We start from the raw sequence: 16293 nt of genomic DNA, 5'->3' as shown, positions 1-16293 counted from the left end.
GGCGGCTCCTCGGTGGCGTCCGCCGAGGAGACCTTCCTAAAGTGGGGCAATGCGCACCGAGGAAGTCCTGGCCGCGATCGCGACGGGCCTGTGGCGCTGGGACAACGCAGCCGGCACGGTCACGCTCGACGCGGAGGCGGCCCGGCTCCTCGGCCTGCCGCCCGAGCCCGGCAGCTACCGGGAAGCCGCGGTGCGCTCCCGCTTCCACCCGGTCGACTGGAACGAGATCTACGGGGTGGTGAACCTCGCGGTCACCGAGGGCACCCTCGCCGAGGCGCGGCTGCGGATCGTGGACGAGCGCGGGCACGTCCTCCGTACCGTGCGCAGCCGCTCCAAGCCGGTCGTCCCGCCGGACCGGGAGGCCGGGAACTACGTCCTCATCGGCACGCTCCAGGAGGTCGCCGAGCCACAGCCCGGCTCCACCGACTCCGCCCACACGCCGATCACCGGGGACTGGCGGCGATCCCGGGAGGCGTTCCTGCTGGACGCCGGGCGCGCGCTGGCCGAGGCCCGGTCCACCGCGGAGGTGCTGCGGGTCGCCGGATCGCTGTCCATGCCCGGCTTCTCCCCGGACGGCCTCGCGGTCTTCGGCTCCGCCGGGGAGCGGCTGACGATCATCGGGCACCACGGGCACACCATGGGGGACGAGGAGCCCTTCACGGACATGCCGCTGGAGACCGACTACCCGGCCGCCGAGGTCGTCCGCACCGGCCGCGCGATCTACCTCCCCTCCCCCGAGGAGTACCGCCGCCGCTACCCGGCCACCTGGCCGCTCGCCCGGCGCTTCGGGCGGCAGTCCTGGGCGTTCCTGCCCCTGGTGTCCTCCGGCCGCACGATGGGCGCCTGGATGGCCGGGTTCCGGCATCCGGTGGGGTTCTCGCCGGACGAGCGCGCGGTGCTCTCGACGGTCGCCCGGATGCTCGCCCAGGCGCTGGCCCGCGCCGGGGTGGCCGAGACCGAACGCGAGCTGTCGCTCGGGCTCCAGCGCTCGATGATGCCGACCCTGGGCCCGGACATCCCCGGTATGACGGTGGCCGCGCGGTACGTGCCGACCGGCGGCGGGCTCCAGGTCGGCGGCGACTGGTACGACATGATCCCGCTGCCCAACGGCCGGATCGCCCTGGTCATCGGCGACGTCCAGGGCCACGATGTGCGGGCCGCCGGGCTGATGGGCCAGCTCCGTATCGCCCTGCGCGCCTACGCCTCCGAGGGGCACCGCCCGGACGCGGTGCTCTCCCGGGCCTCGCGCTTCCTGTCCGGGCTCACCGACGCGTACGAGAGTGTGGAGGGCGACGCGGAGCCGGCCGCGCCGCGCTTCGCGACCTGCCTGTACGCGGAGGTGGACCCGGAGGCCGGAACCCTGGACATCGCCCGTGCGGGCCACCCCGACCCGGTGGTGATCGGCGCCGACGGGACCGCGGTGATCCGGCAGACGGCCGGCGGGCTGCCGCTCGGGATCGAGACGGACTCCGACTACCCCACCACCCGGGTGGTCCTCGAACCCGGCGAGACGATCATGCTGTGCACGGACGGCCTCATCGAGACCGGCGGGCACGACATGGCCACCGGCTGGTCCCGGCTGCGCCCCGTCCTGGAAGAGCCCGTCGAGGACCTGGAGCAGCTGGCCGACGCCCTGGTCCAGGCCGTGCACGGGCCGACCTCGCACTACACGACGGGGCCGCTCGCGGACCGGCGGGAGGACGACATCGCGGTCCTGGTCCTGCGCCGCGAGAGCACCCTCGCCCGGGAGGCGCCGCCGCGCCGCAGCGTCCTGACCATCGCGCAGGCCGAGCCCGAGCGGATCTCGGTCGGCCGGCAGCTCGTGCGCGAGCTGCTGCACGACTGGAGCGATCCGGAGCAGGTCGACTCGGCGGTCCTGATGGTCTCCGAGATGGCCACCAACGTGCTCGTCCACACGGACGGGGACGCGCTGATGGTGGCGGAGGTCTCCGGTGAGCGGGGGGAGCGGCGGCTGCGGGTCGAGGTCGCCGACGCCAGTGACGAACTGCCGCACAAACGGCGGCCGGGCGAGATGGCGTCCAGTGGGCGGGGGCTGGTGCTGATGGAGATGCTGGCGGACGCGTGGGGGGTGGATCCGCGGGGGGAGGGCAAGTCGATCTGGTTCGAGCTGTACGAAGGGGGTGGGCCGGGGTCGTGAGGTCCGGGTGGTGCGGGTGCCTACGGACGCGCGGGGCCCACCCCGTAACGAGGTTCCGTCCTCAAACGCCGGACGGGCTGGGGGCACCGCCGGGCGGGCTGGGGTGGCTGCCACCCGGGTCGTCGCCGGACGGTGGCGGTCCCGAAGGTGATCCGAATCCGTTGCGCAGCTCGCCCAGGACGCCGAAGGCCGCCGCGCACAGGGGCACGGCCAGCAGCATGCCGAGGAGGCCCGCCACGCTCGCGCCCGCCGTCAGCGCGATCATGATCATGGCGGGGTGCATCTGGACCGTACGGCTCTGGATCATCGGCTGGAGCACATGGCCCTCCAGCACCTGGACCGCGAGCACCACCCCCAGCGTCCACAGGGCGATCACGAACCCCCGGTCGGCCAGCGCGACCAGCACCGCCACCGCGCCGGAGAGGAACGCCCCGAGGTACGGGATGTACGCGCCGACGAAGACCAGCGCGCCCAGCCCCACCGCCCCCGGAACATCCAGGATCAGCAGGCCCACCGTGATGCACACGGCGTCGATCAGGGCGATGAACGTGGTGCCGCGCATGAAGCCCTCGACGGCCTCGAACGCCCGGCGCCCCATGGCCTCCACCAGGTCGCCGGTGCCGCGCGGGGCCACCGAGTGGGCCAGGTTCACAGCCCGGTCCGAGTCGCGGAGGAAGAAGAAGGTCAGCAGCAGGGCCAGCACGCTGGTCGCCACGAGCGAACCGATCAGGCTGATGCCGCTGAGCAGCCCGCCCGCCGCGCTCGCCCCGAACTTCTCGACCAGGTTCTTCGCATTGTCGGCGAGGTCGTCGACGTCCGTGGCCCCGGCGATGTCCAGATGGTCGACGACCCACTGACCGGCGTCCTTCAGCGAGGCGACGATCTGGTCGCCGGAGTCGACGAGGGCGGTGACCACGATGTATCCGGCCCCGCCGACCACCGCGACGAGGGCCGCGCAGGTGAGGCCCGCGGCCAGCGAACGGTTGAGGCGACGCGCGATGAGCCAGCGGTGGACGGGGCCCAGCAGCGCGGTGCCGAGCAGGGCGAGCAGCACCGGGGTGACCGCGGTCTTGAGGGCGACGACCAGCCAGATCGCGACGGCGGCGACGCCCACGACGAGCAGGACGACTCCGCACCAGGCGGCCGCGCGACGGGCGCTCTCGGGCAGGAGGGGCTTGGGTGCGGGCACCCTCCCACCCGATCACGGTGCGCCACGGCTGTCCCGTCCGCCGCCCCCGTACGGGTGACGGAGCGTCACCCGGCAGGAGCGGCGGGGCGGATCACATGCCGTGGACCGCCGGGACCGTGCCCAGCCGGCCGGCCTGGAAGTCCTCGAAGGCCTGCTTCAGCTCGGCCTGACTGTTCATCACGAACGGTCCGTAGTGCGCCATCGGCTCCCGGATCGGACGGCCGCCGAGGAGGACGACCTCCAGGTCCGGGGTGTTGCCGTCCTGCCGCTCGTCCGCGCGGACGGTCAGCGAGCCGCCGGCGCCGAACACCGCGGTCTGGCCCATCGTGACGGGGCGGCGCTCCGCGCCGACCGTGCCGCGGCCGGCCAGGACGTACGCGAGGCCGTTGAAGTCCTCGCGCCAGGGCAGGGTCACCTCGGCGCCGGGCCGGACGGTGGCGTGGATCATCGTGATCGGGGTGTGGGTGATGCCGGGGCCCTCGTGGCCGTCGAGCTCACCGGCGATGACCCGGAGCAGCGCGCCGCCGTCGGGGGAGGCCAGCAGCTGGACCTCGCCGCCGCGGATGTCCTGGTAGCGCGGGTTCATCATCTTGTCGGCCTTGGGCAGGTTCACCCAGAGCTGGAGGCCGTGGAAGAGCCCGCCGGACATGACGAGCGACTCCGGCGGGGCCTCGATGTGCAGCAGGCCCGAACCGGCGGTCATCCACTGGGTGTCGCCGTTCTCGATGGTGCCGCCGCCACCGTTGGAGTCCTGGTGGATGAAGGTCCCGTCGATCAGGTACGTGACGGTCTCGAAGCCGCGGTGCGGGTGCCAGGGCGTGCCCTTCGGCTCGCCGGCGGCGTACTCCACCTCACCCATCTGGTCCATCATGATGAACGGGTCGAGGTGCCGGTAGTTGATCCCGGCGAACGCGCGGCGCACCGGGAAGCCCTCGCCCTCGAACCCGCTCGGCGCGGTCGTGACGGCGAGCACGGGGCGGGCCGTGGCATCGCCGGAAGCGGCGACCTTGGGCAGGGTCAGCGGGTTGTCGACAGTCACTGCGGGCATGGAAGCCACCTCCGGGCGAGTGTTCTGAAATCAATTTAGTTGAATGATGAACATCCTGCAAGGCGTCGCGCATTCCCGACCCGGCGCCGACGGCGGACCCGAGGCGGTCCCGGCAGCGAAAAGGGTCCGCGCCACTCCTGGCACGGACCCTCGCCCGAACAACGAAACCGCAGGTCAGAGACCTGCTAAAGCCGCACTCCTACCCGTACATACGGCGCATCGCGAAGTCGACCATCTGCTCGACCGCCTTGGCGTCGAAGACCATCCGGTGATCGCCCTCCATGTCCAGGACGAAGCCGTAGCCCGTCGGCAGCAGGTCGATCACCTCGGCCCCGGTGATCACGAAGTACTTCGACTCCTTGCCCGCGTACCGCCGCAACTCCTTGAGCGTGGTGAACATCGGGATCACCGGCTGCTGCGTGTTGTGCAGCGCCAGGAATCCGGGGTTGTCTCCGCGCGGGCAGTAGACCTTCGACGTGGCGAAGATCTGCTGGAAGTCCTCGGCGGAGAGGGAGCCGGTGGTGAAGGCCCGGACCGCGTCGGCCAGGGAGGGCGGCGACGGTTCGGGATACAGCGGCTGCTCCCCGTAGCCGCCGCCCATCTGACCCATCTGGCCCATCTGACCCATCTGCTGCTGAGCACCAGGGTTCTGGTCGTAGCCGTACATGCCGCAAAGAGTAATCGGACACATCTACGGCTTGAGGGGTTGCGCCTTATTACTGACGGGTAGCATCATCGGAGAGGTCAGCTGATAGACCTACGCCTGCCTGTCGCCCGACCCGCATCACTCCCCGGGGCGCTGTGCGCCACTGCTATTGATTACGGAGCCTTCCCATGGGGCACTACAAGTCGAATCTCCGCGACATCGAGTTCAACCTCTTCGAGGTCCTCGGGCGCGACAAGGTGTACGGCACCGGTCCGTTCGCTGAGATGGACGTCGACACCGCGAAGAGCATCCTGGACGAGCTCACCCGCCTCGCGGAGAACGAGCTCGCCGACTCCTACGCCGACGCCGACCGCAACCCGCCGGTCTTCGACCCCGAGACCAAGACCGCCCCGGTCCCGGCGAGCTTCAAGAAGTCTTACCAGGCCTTCATGGACTCCGAGTACTGGCGCCTGGGCCTCCCGGAGGAGATCGGCGGCACCACCTCGCCCCGCTCCCTGATCTGGGGCTACGCGGAGCTGCTGCTCGGCGCGAACCCGGCCGTGTGGATGTACTCCTCCGGCCCGGCCTTCGCCGGCATCCTCTTCGACGAGGGCAACGAGGAGCAGAAGAAGATCGCGGAGATCGCCGTCGAGAAGCAGTGGGGCTCGACGATGGTGCTGACCGAGCCGGACGCCGGCTCCGACGTCGGCGCCGGCCGGACGAAGGCCGTGCGGCAGGACGACGGCTCCTGGCACATCGAGGGTGTGAAGCGCTTCATCACCTCGGGCGAGCACGACATGTCCGAGAACATCATCCACTACGTGCTGGCCCGCCCCGAGGGCGCCGGACCCGGCACCAAGGGCCTCTCGCTCTTCATGGTCCCGAAGTTCCACTTCGACTGGACCACCGGCGAGCTGGGCGAGCGCAACGGCGTCTACGCGACGAACGTCGAGCACAAGATGGGCCTCAAGGCCTCCAACACCTGCGAGATGACGTTCGGCGACCAGCACCCCGCCAAGGGCTGGCTGATCGGTGACAAGCACGACGGCATCCGCCAGATGTTCCGCATCATCGAGTTCGCCCGGATGATGGTCGGCACGAAGGCCATCGCCGCCCTCTCCACGGGCTACCTGAACGCCCTGGAGTACGCCAAGGAGCGCGTCCAGGGTCCGGACCTGGCGAACTTCATGGACAAGACGGCGCCCAAGGTCACCATCACGCACCACCCCGACGTGCGCCGCTCGCTCATGACGCAGAAGGCGTACGCCGAGGGCATGCGCTCCCTCGTGCTGTACACCGCCTCCGTCCAGGACGCGATCCAGGAGCAGGAGGCCGCGGGCGAGGACGCCAAGGCGCTGAACGGCCTCAACGACCTGCTGCTGCCGATCGTGAAGGGCTACGGCTCCGAGAAGTCCTACGAGCAGCTCGCGCAGTCGCTCCAGACCTTCGGCGGCTCCGGCTACCTCCAGGAGTACCCGGTCGAGCAGTACATCCGGGACGCCAAGATCGACACCCTCTACGAGGGCACCACGGCGATCCAGGGCCAGGACTTCTTCTTCCGGAAGATCGTCCGCGACCAGGGCGCCTCGCTCAACACGCTCTCCGAGGAGATCAAGAAGTTCCTCGCGGGCAACCAGGGCAACGAGGAGCTGGCCCCCGCGCTGGACTCGCTCGCCAAGGCGGCCGTGGACCTGGAGGCGATCGTCGGCACGATGATCACCGACCTCACCGCGACCGGCGAGGACGTCAAGAACATCTACAAGGTGGGCCTCAACACGACCCGCCTGCTGATGGCCTCCGGCGATGTCGTCGTCGGCTACCTGCTGCTCAAGGGCGCGGCCGTGGCCGCCGAGAAGCTGCCGACCGCCGCCGCCAAGGACGTCGCCTTCTACCAGGGCAAGATCGCCGCCGCGAAGTTCTTCGCCGCCAACGTCCTGCCGGGCGTCTCGACCGAGCGCGCGCTCGCCGAGTCGGTCGACAACTCGCTGATGGAGCTGGACGAGGCCGCGTTCTAGGACCTCGCCCGACCCGCTCGCACCGTCGACAGCGCCGCCGCCCGGAGGATTCCGGGCGGCGGCGCTGTCGTGTCGGATGTCCGGTCACCGGATACCGGACCGCGAGTCCTCGTTACAGTGAAGAACATGAGTTCCCCTCTCCGGTTCGACCGCGCGCACACCGATGACCTGATGTCCTTCCTGGCGGCCAGCCCGTCCCCGTACCACGCCGTGGCGAACGCCGCCGCGCTGCTGGAGGAGGCCGGCTTCCGGCAGGTCGAGGAGACCGCCGCCTGGGACGCGTCGGCCGGCGGGAAGTACGTGCTGCGCGGCGGGGCGATCGTCGCCTGGTACGTGCCGGAGGGCGCGCAGGCGCACACCCCGTTCCGGATCGCCGGGGCGCACACCGACTCCCCCAACCTCCGGGTGAAGCCGCTGCCCGACACCGGGGCGCACGGCTGGCGCCAGATCGCTGTCGAGGTCTACGGCGGCACCCTGCTGAACACCTGGCTCGACCGGGATCTGGGTCTGGCCGGGCGGATCTCGCTGCGGGACGGCACCCACCGGCTGGTCAACATCGACCGGGCGCTGCTGCGGGTGCCGCAGCTGGCCGTGCACCTGGACCGGTCGGCGAACACCGAGGGGCTCAAGCTCGACCGGCAGAAGCACATGCAGCCGATCTGGGGGCTCGGCGAGGTCGAGGAGGGCGACCTGATCCGCTTCGTCGCCGAGGAGGCGGGCGTCGACGCGGAGGACGTCACGGGCTGGGACCTGATGCCGCACGCCATCGAGCCGCCCTCCTATCTGGGCCGGGACCGGGAGCTGGTGGCCGGGCCCCGGATGGACAACCTCCTCTCGGTGCACGCCGCGACCGCCGCCCTGGCCGCCGTCTCCGCGCGGCCCGACGCCGACCTCCCGTACATCCCGGTGCTCGCCGCCTTCGACCACGAGGAGAACGGCTCGCAGTCCGACACCGGGGCCGACGGGCCGCTGCTCGGATCGGTGCTGGAGCGCTCGGTGTTCGCCCGCGGCGGCACGTACGAGGACCGCGCCCGCGCCTTCGCCGGCACGGTCTGTCTCTCCTCCGACACCGGCCACGCCGTGCACCCCAACTACGCGGAGCGGCACGACCCGACGCACCACCCGGTCGCCAACGGCGGACCGATCCTCAAGGTCAACGTCAACATGCGGTACGCCACCGACGGCAGCGGCCGCGCGGTGTTCGCCGCGGCCTGCGAGAAGGCGGGCGTGCCGTGGCAGAGCTTCGTGTCCAACAACGCGATGCCCTGCGGCACCACGATCGGCCCGATCACCGCGGCCCGGCACGGCATCCAGACCGTGGACATCGGCGTGGCGATCCTCTCCATGCACAGCGCGCGTGAGCTGTGCGGCGCCGACGACCCGTATCTGCTGGCGAACGCTCTCGCCTCGTTCCTCGCGGGCTGAACCGCCGCCCAACCGCCGCCGCGCACATGCTTGTTGCCGGGCCGGGTACGCGACCCGTACACCGGCCCGGATTCACCGGGCGGTCGAGGAGGCGGAATTCATGGGACTCGGAGGATGCATTCTCCTGATCGGTGGGGGCGCGATCCTGGCGTTCGCCACGGACTGGAAGCTGGACACCGTCAACGTGGACCTGGTCGGCTGGATCATGATGCTCGTCGGCCTCGTCGGGGTGTTCGTCTACATGAGCATCGCGCGCCGCCGCCGGATGGTCGTGCCGCCCACCACCACCGTCGTCCAGGACGACCAGCAGAACTACCACTGACAGCTCGCCGGACGGAGCGCCCCTCGCAGGGGTGCCCCGCCCGGCGCGTAGCCCGGCGCGTCAGCCCTGCGCGTCCATCCCGGCGAGCACCAGCGCCAGCCGGGATTCGCCCGCCGCCGTGACGCGGACCGGCACCCCCCAGTCCTGCTGGTGCACATGGCAGGCCGGGTACTCGTTGGCCGGGTCGTCGTCGCAGGACGCCGCCATCGCGGAGACATGCAGCACGCCCTCGGTGACCCCGTCCGCGAGGACCAGATCGCGCCCGAGGTCCGTGCCCGCGCCGGAGCCCTCCGCCAGCAGCTCGGGCGGGGTCGCGGAGACCAGCAGCCGGGTCGAGGGCCCGTAGCGGGTGTCCAGCTTCTGTCCCGCGGGCGCCTGGAAGACCACGTCGAGGCGGAGGGTGCCCGGGGCGATCTCGGTGGCGGCGCGCTGGGTGCGGTGCGCCTGGTCCGCGACCCGTACCGCCTCCTCGGGCAGCCGGAGGCGGGTCAGCCGATGGCGGGCCGACTCGACGACGACCAGGTCGCCGTCGACCAGCACCGCGTCGCTGGGCTCGCGGACATCGGTGGCCAGGGTGGTGACCTCGCCGGACTCCGGGTCGTAGCGGCGCAGGGCGTGGTTGTACGTGTCGCTGACGGCGACGGACCCGTCGGGCAGCGCGGTCACGCCGAGCGGGTGTTGCAGGAGCGCCTGGTCGGCGGCCCCGTCGCGGTGGCCGAAGTCGAAGAGGCCGGTGCCCACGGCGGTGTGCACCTGCTCCTCGCGGTCGACCCAGCGCAGCGCGGAGGTCTCGGAGTCGGCGACCCAGAGCCGCTCCCCGTCGGCCGAGACGGCGAGCCCGGACGGCTGGGCGAACCAGGCCTCGGCGGCGGGCCCGTCGACCAGGCCCTCGTTGGTGGTCCCGGCGGCCACGCGTACGGTCCCGGCCTCCGGGTCGTACGTCCACAGCTGGTGCACGCCCGCCATGGCGATCCACAGCCGGTCGCCGAACCACGCGACGTCCCACGGCGAGGAGAGGTCCACCTCGCGCGCCGGGCCGCTGGTCGGCGTGCCCTGCCACCACTGGCGGCCGGTGCCGGCGAGGATGCTGGTCACCCCGGTCGTGAGGTCCAGGGCGCGGATGGCGTGGTTGACGGTGTCCGCGACGGCGATGCGGCCGTCCGGGAGCACGGCGAGCCCCTGCGGTTCGCTGAACCGGGCCTCGTCCGGGCCGCCGTCGTTCAGCCCGCGTTCGCCGGTGCCGAAGTGGCGTCGTACGGTCTCGCCGTCGGCGTCCAGCTCGACGAGGCGGTGGCGGGTGGTGTCGGAGACCAGGAAGCCGCCGTCGGGCAGGAGCAGCGCCTTGCCCGGGAAGCGCAGATGCGTGGCGACGGGCTCGGGCGCGACGTAGGGGCCGTCACCGCGGCGGAGCGTGCCCTTGGCGGCGTGCTCGGCCTCCAGCTCCTCGACGAGCTTCTCGATGGCGTGCGCGTGGCCCTCGCCCGCGTGCTGGGCGACGACATAGCCCTCGGGGTCGATCACGACGAGCGTCGGCCAGGCGCGTACGGCGTACTGCTTCCAGGTGGCCAGCTCGGGGTCGTCGAGGACGGGGTGGTGGACCTCGTAGCGCTCGACGGCGTCGACGACGGCCTGGTGCTCGGCCTCGTGGACGAACTTCGGCGAGTGGACACCGATGATCACCACGGTGTCGCGGTGCTTCTCCTCCAGCTCGCGCAGCTCGTCCAGGACATGCAGACAGTTCACACAGCAGAACGTCCAGAAGTCGAGGATGACGATGCGTCCTCGCAGGTCAGCGAGGGTGTACTGCTGGTCGCCTGTATTGAGCCAGCCGCCCTTGCCGATGAGTTCGGGGGCGCGGACGCGTGCACGTGTTGCCATGCCACAAGTCAACACCTTCCCCACCTGCACGCATTCCGCCGGGGCCCGGGGGAACCTGTGACCCATGAGACTTCTCGTACGTGAGCGGCTTTTCGCCATCGGCGACGACTACTGGATCGAGGACGACGGGGGCCGCAAGGTCTTCCTGGTCGACGGCAAGGCGATGCGGCTGCGCGACACCTTCGAGCTGAAGGACGCCGACGGCCGGGTCCTGGTCGAACTGCGGCAGAAGCTGATCAGCCTGCGCGACACGATGCTCATCGAGCGGGGCGGCGAGGAGCTGGCCAAGGTCAAGCGCAAGCGGCTGTCGCTGCTCCGCAACCACTACCGTGTCACGCTGGTGGACGGCACGGAGCTGGACGTCAGCGGCAAGATCCTGGACCGCGAGTTCGCCATCGAGTACGACGGCGAGCTGCTGGCCCAGATCTCGCGCCGCTGGCTGACCATCCGGGACACGTACGGCATCGACGTCGTCCGGGACGACGCCGACACCGCGCTGCTCATCGCCGTGGCGATGTGCGTGATCGTGCTGGCGGAGAAGGAGCAGGAGGGCTGAGCGCGTTCCCACGGGCGGGGCCGCGCGCGGGAGTTCGTTGTTTCACGTGAAACAGCGCACCCCACGTCCCTCAGGAGCTGAGGCGCGGCGGGGCGAGCCCCAGCCGGCGGTCCTTCAGGGCCGGGAACTGGTCCCGGGTCGCGCGCACCTTCTCCGGGTCCAGCTCGACGGTCAGGATCTCCTCGTCCGCGCCCGCCTGGGCCAGCACCTCGCCCCAGGGGTCGACGACGCTGCTGTGCCCGGCCTGCTGGACGCCTGCGTGCGTGCCCGCCGTGCCGACGGCGAGGACGTACGCCTGGTTCTCCACGGCGCGGGCCTGCGCCAGGAGGGTCCAATGGGCGCGCCGGCGCTCGGGCCAGCCCGCCGCCACGACCAGCATGTCGGCGCCCGCGTCGACGAGCCCCCGGAACTGCTCCGGGAAGCGCAGGTCGTAGCAGGTGGCCAGGCCCAGCGTGGTCTCCGGCAGGGCGACGGTCACCAGCTCCTCGCCCGCGCCCATCATCACCGCCTCGCCCTGGTCGAAGCCGAAGCGGTGGATCTTTCGGTAGGCGGCCGTGCGCTCGCCCTCGGGCGAGAAGACCAGGCTGGTGTTGTAGAGGGTGCCGTCGTCCGCGCGTTCGACGAAGGATCCGGCGTGCAGCCAGACGCCGGCCTCGGCGGCGGCCTTCGCCATCACCTCGTGCGTGGGGCCCTCCAGCGGCTCGGCCTCCGCCTCGAAAACGGTGTAGGCGAACGCCCCGACCGGCCAGAGTTCAGGAAGGACCACCAGGTCGGCGCCCCGCTGGGCGACCACCAGGGAAGCCGCTCGCGCCCTGCGGGACTCGACGGATTCGTCCGGGTCTACTGCGATCTGGATGAGGGAGGCGCGCACACTACCACCGTCCTGGCATTCAAGCCGTCAACACGGGCCTACGATCGTCACACGAAAGCACTGCCGGGGTGCCTGCTCGCAGCGTAACTTAGCGGTCGAACCTCCCACGCAGCTCGCCGACAGCGCCGTCAGTGCCAGCCCATCCGCCAGCACTCCCTGCTCTCCAGCCCATGCACCGCAGAACCGCACGAGGGGTCCCGTGACCGTCCATCCCAGCCTCCAGCCCTACACCGACGCCGCGACCCACTCCATCGAGGCGATAGCCGAGCTGGTGAAGCCCCTCGCCGAGAGCGAGTGGAACCGCCGTACGCCCTGCCCGGGATGGTCGGTGCGCGACATCGTGTCGCACGTCATCGGCATGGAATGCGAGATGCTCGGCGATCCGCGGCCGATCCACACGCTGCCGCGCGACCTCTACCACGTACAGAGCGACTTCGCCCGGTACATGGAGATGCAGGTGGACGTCCGGCGGCACCACACCGCCCCGGAGATGACCTCCGAGCTGGAGTACGTCCTCATCCGCCGGGCCCGGCAGCTCCGCAACGAGTCGCGCACCCCGGAGACCACGGTCCGCGCCCCGCTGGGTGCCGAGCAGACCCTCGAAGTGGCGCTGAACCGACGGGCCTTCGATGTCTGGGTGCACGAACAGGACCTGCGCACCACGCTCGGGCAGCCGGGCAACCTCGACTCTCCCGGCGCCCTGATCGCCCGGGACACCCTGCTCGCCGCGCTGCCGAAGGTGGTCGCCAAGAGCGCGGGCGCGCCCGCCAATTCGGCGGTGGTCTTCGATGTGCACGGCCCGGTGGAGTTCCTGCGGACGGTACGGGTCGACGCGGAGGGCCGCGGTTCGATCGACGGCGCGCCCTCGCTGGGCCCCGCCGTGACGCTGTCGCTGGACTGGGAGACGTACGTCCGCCTCGCCTGCGGCCGGGTCCGGCCCGCGGCCGTCGCCGACCGGATCAAGATCGAGGGCGACCAGGAGCTGGCCGCCGCGATCCTGGACAACTTCGCCGTGACCCCGTGACTCCGTTACCGCTCACGGGCACGTGCCCGCGCCCCGGGGTCGAGGGCTACGCGGGCACGTGCACGGCCTCGACGCGGCTGACCACGTGGTGGTCGCGTTCCCTGAGCGCCGCCCGACGGCGCAGCCGCAGGATCTGGGTGACGCCGAGCGCCTCCAGGACGAAGACCGAGGCGAACGCGACGCGGTAGTTGTCGCCCGTGGCGTCCAGCAGGACCCCGACGGCGAACAGGGTGGTCATCGAGGCGACGAACCCGCCCATGTTGACGATTCCGGAGGCGGTGCCCTGGCGTTCGGGCGGGTTGGCCGGCCGGGCGAAGTCGAAGCCGACCATCGAGGCCGGACCGCAGGCGCCGAGCACCAGGCACAGGACGACCAGCAGCCACATCGGCGTGTGGTCGGCCGGATAGAAGATCGCGGACGCCCACAGCAGGGCCGTCGTCGCCACCGTGCCCAGCGCGATCGGGACGCGCGCCCCGTGGTGGCGGGCGATGATCTGCCCGTAGACGAGCCCGACCACCATGTTGGACAGCACCACCAGGGTGAGCAGCGTGCCCGCCGTGCCCCGGCTCAGCCCCTGCGCCTCGACCAGGAACGGCATGCCCCACAGCAGCAGGAACACCATCGCCGGGAACTGGGTGGTGAAGTGCACCCACATCCCGAGCCGGGTCCCGGGCTCCTGCCAGGCGGCGGCGATCTGCCGACGGACGTACGCGGCCCCGGCGTGCTCGGCGGGCGGCGGCTCATGGCCCTCGGGGTGGTCCTTGAGGAACAGCAGGAGCAGCACCAGCACCACCACGCCCGCCAGCGAACTGCCGACGAACGTCGTGGTCCAGCCGTAGCTGTGCAGCGCCCGCGCGATGAACAGCGTCGAGACGAGGTTGCCCGCCATCCCGAACAACGCCGCGACCTGGCCGATCAGCGGCCCGCGCCGGGCCGGGAACCAGCGGCTGCCGAGCCGCAGCACGCTGATGAACGTCATCGCGTCGCCGCAGCCGAGCAGCGCGCGGGCCGCCAGCGCCATCCCGTACGAGGGGGAGAGCGCGAAGCCCAGCTGCCCGACGGTGAACAGGACGACCCCGATGGTGAGGACCTTCTTGGTGCCGAGCCGGTCGACCATCAGCCCGACGGGTATCTGCATGCCCGCGTAGACGAGGAGCTGGAGGATGGAGAACGTGGAGAGCGCCGAGGCGTTGACGTCGAACCGGTCGGCGGCGTCGAGTCCGGCGACGCCCAGGCTCGTACGGAAGATGATCGCGACGAAGTAGACGGCGACCCCGATGCCCCAGACCCAGGCGGCACGCCGGCCGCCGGGCGGGTCGCCGGGCAGGGAGAGCGTGGGGGCGGCCGAACTCACCGGTCCTCACCCCGCACCAGCACCCGCACCCGGCCGACATGGCGGCGCACGACCTGCGCGGCCACCTCGGCGTCCCCGGCCCGGATCGCCTCCAGCAGCTCACCGTGCTCGGTGATGTTGGCCTCGATCCTGCCGGGGTGGGCCTCCATCACCGCGACGCCCATCCGCAGCTGACGGTCGCGCAGCTGGTCGTAGAGGCGCGAGAGGATCTCGTTGCCCGCGTTCTTCACGATCTCGGCGTGGAAACAGCGGTCCTTGACGGCCACCTCCGCCAGGTCGCCGACCTCCGCCAACTGCCGCTGCTCCTCCAGCAGCTGCTCCAGCCGCTCGATCAGCTGCGGCGAGGCGGGCACCGCCTTGCGCGCCGCGAACTCCTCGACCAGCAGCCGGGTCTCCACCACGTCCTTGATCTCCTGCGCGGAGACGGCGAGGACGAGTGCGCCCTTCTTCGGGTAGAGCTTGATCAGCCCCTCGACCTCCAGCCGCAGCAGCGCCTCGCGCACGGGCGTCCGGGAGACGCCGACCGCGTCCGCCAGATCGCCTTCGGTGAGCAGCGTGCCGCCCTCGTAACGACGGTCCAGGACCGCTTCCTTGATGTGCGTGTAGACGCGTTCGGCGGCGGGCGGACGCTTGAGGGAGGAGGCCGTGGAGCGTACGGGGGCGGAGGGTGCGGCAGGCATGCGCACAGCATAGATACAACATGCACGCATGTGGACCGGCGTCCGGATTCTGGACCTCCGGAACGGCCGGAGGGCCCCTGCCCCGGGCCCGGAGCCGGCCCTCAGGAGAAGTCCAGCACCAGCCGCCCTCGCAGACCTCCGGCCGCCAGCAAGCGGTGCGCCCGGGCCGCCTCCCGCCACGGCAGCACCTCGGCGACGCGCAGAGCGAGCGCCCCGCGCTCGGCCTGGCGGCGCAGCCCGTCCAGCACGTCGGTGTCGAACATGACGTCGGACACCATCACGGGGTGCACCCGGACGCCGCGCCCGGCCGGCCCGGACCAGCCCCGCAGTTCGGCCAGGGCCCCGCCGTCGGCGATGGCGGGCAGGATCTCGGCGGTCTGCATCGACCCGTCGACCAGCCCGGGGACTCCCCGGGGACACAGCTCCCGGACCCGGGCAGGGAAGGCCGCCCCCCGCTCGACCACACGGTCGGCCCCGAAGCCGAGCACCAGATCGCTGTCGCGCTCGGACGCGTCGGCCACGACCGTCAGACCGTCCGCCTTGGCCAACTGGACCGCGAATCCCCCCACGGCCCCCGCCGCCCCGGTGACCGCGACCGCGCCACCGCCCGGCACGGCCAGCCGGTCCAGGGCCAGCCGGGCGGTCGCGGCGTTCATCAGCAAGGTGGACGCCGCCGCGAAACCCGCCCCCGCGGGTGCGGGCACCACCGACACCGCGGGCGCCACGACCCGCTCCGCATAGGCCCCACCGCGTGGGCCGGTGAACGGCACCATCGCCACGACACGCTGACCCACGAAGAGGCGGTCACCGACACCCGGCCCGAGCTGGTCGATGACGCCCGCGGCGTCCATACCCGGCACGAACGGCGGCGCGATGCCCTCCATCCGTACGGCATGGCCCCCCGTCCGCAGCAGGGCGTCCGTCGGGTTCACGGCAGCCGCGTGCACACGGATGCGAACCTCGCCCTCGCCCGCCTCGGGCTCCGGAAGCTCCAGCACCCGCAGGACCTCGGGGCCACCGAACACGTCGAGTCCGATCGCTCTCACAGCAGGGGCAACCACCCCTCCGGAGGCTTCATTCCGCATGGGCCGCACGGGCCGAAAGCGACCTCGGCGCGGCCAGGTCAA

The 16293-nt window shown here is 71.6% G+C and carries 14 protein-coding genes; 6 read left to right on the top strand and 8 right to left on the bottom strand.

Annotated features, from left to right (window positions below):
* The first annotated feature begins 49 nt into the window (after positions 1–49).
* Complete coding sequence (locus G3I54_RS31685; RefSeq protein WP_164619697.1) at positions 50–2158, top strand: SpoIIE family protein phosphatase; 2109 nt, start codon at positions 50–52, stop codon at positions 2156–2158.
* Between the two features lie 61 nt (positions 2159–2219).
* Here G3I54_RS31685 and G3I54_RS31680 read toward each other — a convergent pair whose 3' ends face one another.
* From G3I54_RS31680 to G3I54_RS31670, 3 genes are all read right to left on the bottom strand, one after another.
* The gene (locus G3I54_RS31680; RefSeq protein WP_164619695.1) at positions 2220–3347 is read right to left on the bottom strand and encodes an AI-2E family transporter; all 1128 of its coding nucleotides are present in this window, start codon (positions 3345–3347) and stop codon (positions 2220–2222) included.
* Positions 3348–3438: 91 nt separating this feature from the next.
* Positions 3439–4395: a pirin family protein gene (locus tag G3I54_RS31675; protein ID WP_164619693.1), complete on the bottom strand. Its 957-nt coding sequence runs from the start codon at positions 4393–4395 to the stop codon at positions 3439–3441.
* 199 nt (positions 4396–4594) lie between these two features.
* Positions 4595–5062, bottom strand: a complete 468-nt coding sequence (locus G3I54_RS31670; RefSeq protein ID WP_006125898.1) for an SseB family protein — start codon at positions 5060–5062, stop codon at positions 4595–4597.
* Positions 5063–5229: 167 nt separating this feature from the next.
* Between G3I54_RS31670 and G3I54_RS31665 the strand changes: the two genes are divergently transcribed.
* The 3 genes from G3I54_RS31665 (at position 5230) to G3I54_RS31655 (ending at position 8803) form a co-directional block, all read left to right on the top strand.
* A complete protein-coding gene (locus G3I54_RS31665; protein WP_164619691.1) occupies positions 5230–7056 on the top strand; it encodes an acyl-CoA dehydrogenase in 1827 nt (608 codons plus the stop codon).
* A 126-nt stretch (positions 7057–7182) separates the two neighbouring features.
* Positions 7183–8481 carry a M18 family aminopeptidase gene (locus tag G3I54_RS31660; protein ID WP_164619689.1) on the top strand — a complete coding sequence of 433 codons (1299 nt, stop codon included), beginning with the start codon at positions 7183–7185 and terminating at the stop codon, positions 8479–8481.
* Positions 8482–8581: 100 nt separating this feature from the next.
* On the top strand, positions 8582–8803 hold the full coding sequence (locus tag G3I54_RS31655; RefSeq protein ID WP_164619686.1) for a DUF6458 family protein: 222 nt from the start codon (positions 8582–8584) through the stop codon (positions 8801–8803).
* 60 nt (positions 8804–8863) lie between these two features.
* Here G3I54_RS31655 and G3I54_RS31650 read toward each other — a convergent pair whose 3' ends face one another.
* Complete coding sequence (locus G3I54_RS31650; protein WP_164619684.1) at positions 8864–10681, bottom strand: thioredoxin-like domain-containing protein; 1818 nt, start codon at positions 10679–10681, stop codon at positions 8864–8866.
* A 64-nt stretch (positions 10682–10745) separates the two neighbouring features.
* Here G3I54_RS31650 and G3I54_RS31645 point away from each other — a divergent pair, with 64 nt between their 5' ends.
* Positions 10746–11237 carry an LURP-one-related family protein gene (locus G3I54_RS31645; protein ID WP_164619682.1) on the top strand — a complete coding sequence of 164 codons (492 nt, stop codon included), beginning with the start codon at positions 10746–10748 and terminating at the stop codon, positions 11235–11237.
* A 70-nt stretch (positions 11238–11307) separates the two neighbouring features.
* Here the strand turns inward: G3I54_RS31645 and G3I54_RS31640 are convergent, their stop codons facing one another.
* Positions 11308–12108, bottom strand: coding sequence for a carbon-nitrogen family hydrolase (locus G3I54_RS31640; protein ID WP_164619680.1), 801 nt, complete (start codon positions 12106–12108; stop codon positions 11308–11310).
* 199 nt (positions 12109–12307) lie between these two features.
* Between G3I54_RS31640 and G3I54_RS31635 the strand changes: the two genes are divergently transcribed.
* Positions 12308–13132 (top strand): maleylpyruvate isomerase family mycothiol-dependent enzyme, encoded by an 825-nt coding sequence (locus tag G3I54_RS31635; RefSeq protein ID WP_164619678.1) that lies wholly within the window; start codon positions 12308–12310, stop codon positions 13130–13132.
* Between the two features lie 46 nt (positions 13133–13178).
* On the opposite strand, the gene G3I54_RS31630 is transcribed toward G3I54_RS31635, so the two are convergent.
* The 3 genes from G3I54_RS31630 to G3I54_RS31620 all read right to left on the bottom strand — a co-directional run bounded on the left by G3I54_RS31630 (position 13179) and on the right by G3I54_RS31620 (position 16212).
* On the bottom strand, positions 13179–14486 hold the full coding sequence (locus G3I54_RS31630; protein WP_164619676.1) for an MFS transporter: 1308 nt from the start codon (positions 14484–14486) through the stop codon (positions 13179–13181).
* Positions 14483–15166 carry a GntR family transcriptional regulator gene (locus G3I54_RS31625; RefSeq protein WP_164619674.1) on the bottom strand — a complete coding sequence of 228 codons (684 nt, stop codon included), beginning with the start codon at positions 15164–15166 and terminating at the stop codon, positions 14483–14485. Before G3I54_RS31625 ends, G3I54_RS31630 begins: the two co-directional genes overlap by 4 nt.
* 101 nt (positions 15167–15267) lie before the next feature.
* Positions 15268–16212 (bottom strand): zinc-binding dehydrogenase, encoded by a 945-nt coding sequence (locus G3I54_RS31620; protein ID WP_164619665.1) that lies wholly within the window; start codon positions 16210–16212, stop codon positions 15268–15270.
* Positions 16213–16293 lie beyond the last annotated feature (81 nt).

The sequence above is a fragment of the Streptomyces sp. SID14515 genome (assembly GCF_010548505.1).
Taxonomy (GTDB): Bacteria; Actinomycetota; Actinomycetes; order Streptomycetales; family Streptomycetaceae; genus Streptomyces; species Streptomyces caviscabies.
Note: the sequence above shows the minus strand (reverse complement) of the source record. Positions and strands in the feature narration are given on the sequence as shown.

Bases quoted from the DNA above. Each gene is read 5' to 3' on its own strand.
- G3I54_RS31655 (WP_164619686.1), top strand. From the start codon at position 8,582: ATGGGACTCGGAGGATGCATTCTCCTGATCGGTGGGGGCGCGATCCTG.
- G3I54_RS31685 (WP_164619697.1), top strand. From the start codon at position 50: ATGCGCACCGAGGAAGTCCTGGCCGCGATCGCGACGGGCCTGTGGCGC.
- G3I54_RS31660 (WP_164619689.1), top strand. From the start codon at position 7,183: ATGAGTTCCCCTCTCCGGTTCGACCGCGCGCACACCGATGACCTGATG.
- G3I54_RS31650 (WP_164619684.1), bottom strand. From the start codon at position 10,681: ATGGCAACACGTGCACGCGTCCGCGCCCCCGAACTCATCGGCAAGGGC.
- G3I54_RS31670 (WP_006125898.1), bottom strand. From the start codon at position 5,062: ATGTACGGCTACGACCAGAACCCTGGTGCTCAGCAGCAGATGGGTCAG.
- G3I54_RS31665 (WP_164619691.1), top strand. From the start codon at position 5,230: ATGGGGCACTACAAGTCGAATCTCCGCGACATCGAGTTCAACCTCTTC.
- G3I54_RS31675 (WP_164619693.1), bottom strand. From the start codon at position 4,395: ATGCCCGCAGTGACTGTCGACAACCCGCTGACCCTGCCCAAGGTCGCC.
- G3I54_RS31645 (WP_164619682.1), top strand. From the start codon at position 10,746: ATGAGACTTCTCGTACGTGAGCGGCTTTTCGCCATCGGCGACGACTAC.
- G3I54_RS31625 (WP_164619674.1), bottom strand. From the start codon at position 15,166: ATGCCTGCCGCACCCTCCGCCCCCGTACGCTCCACGGCCTCCTCCCTC.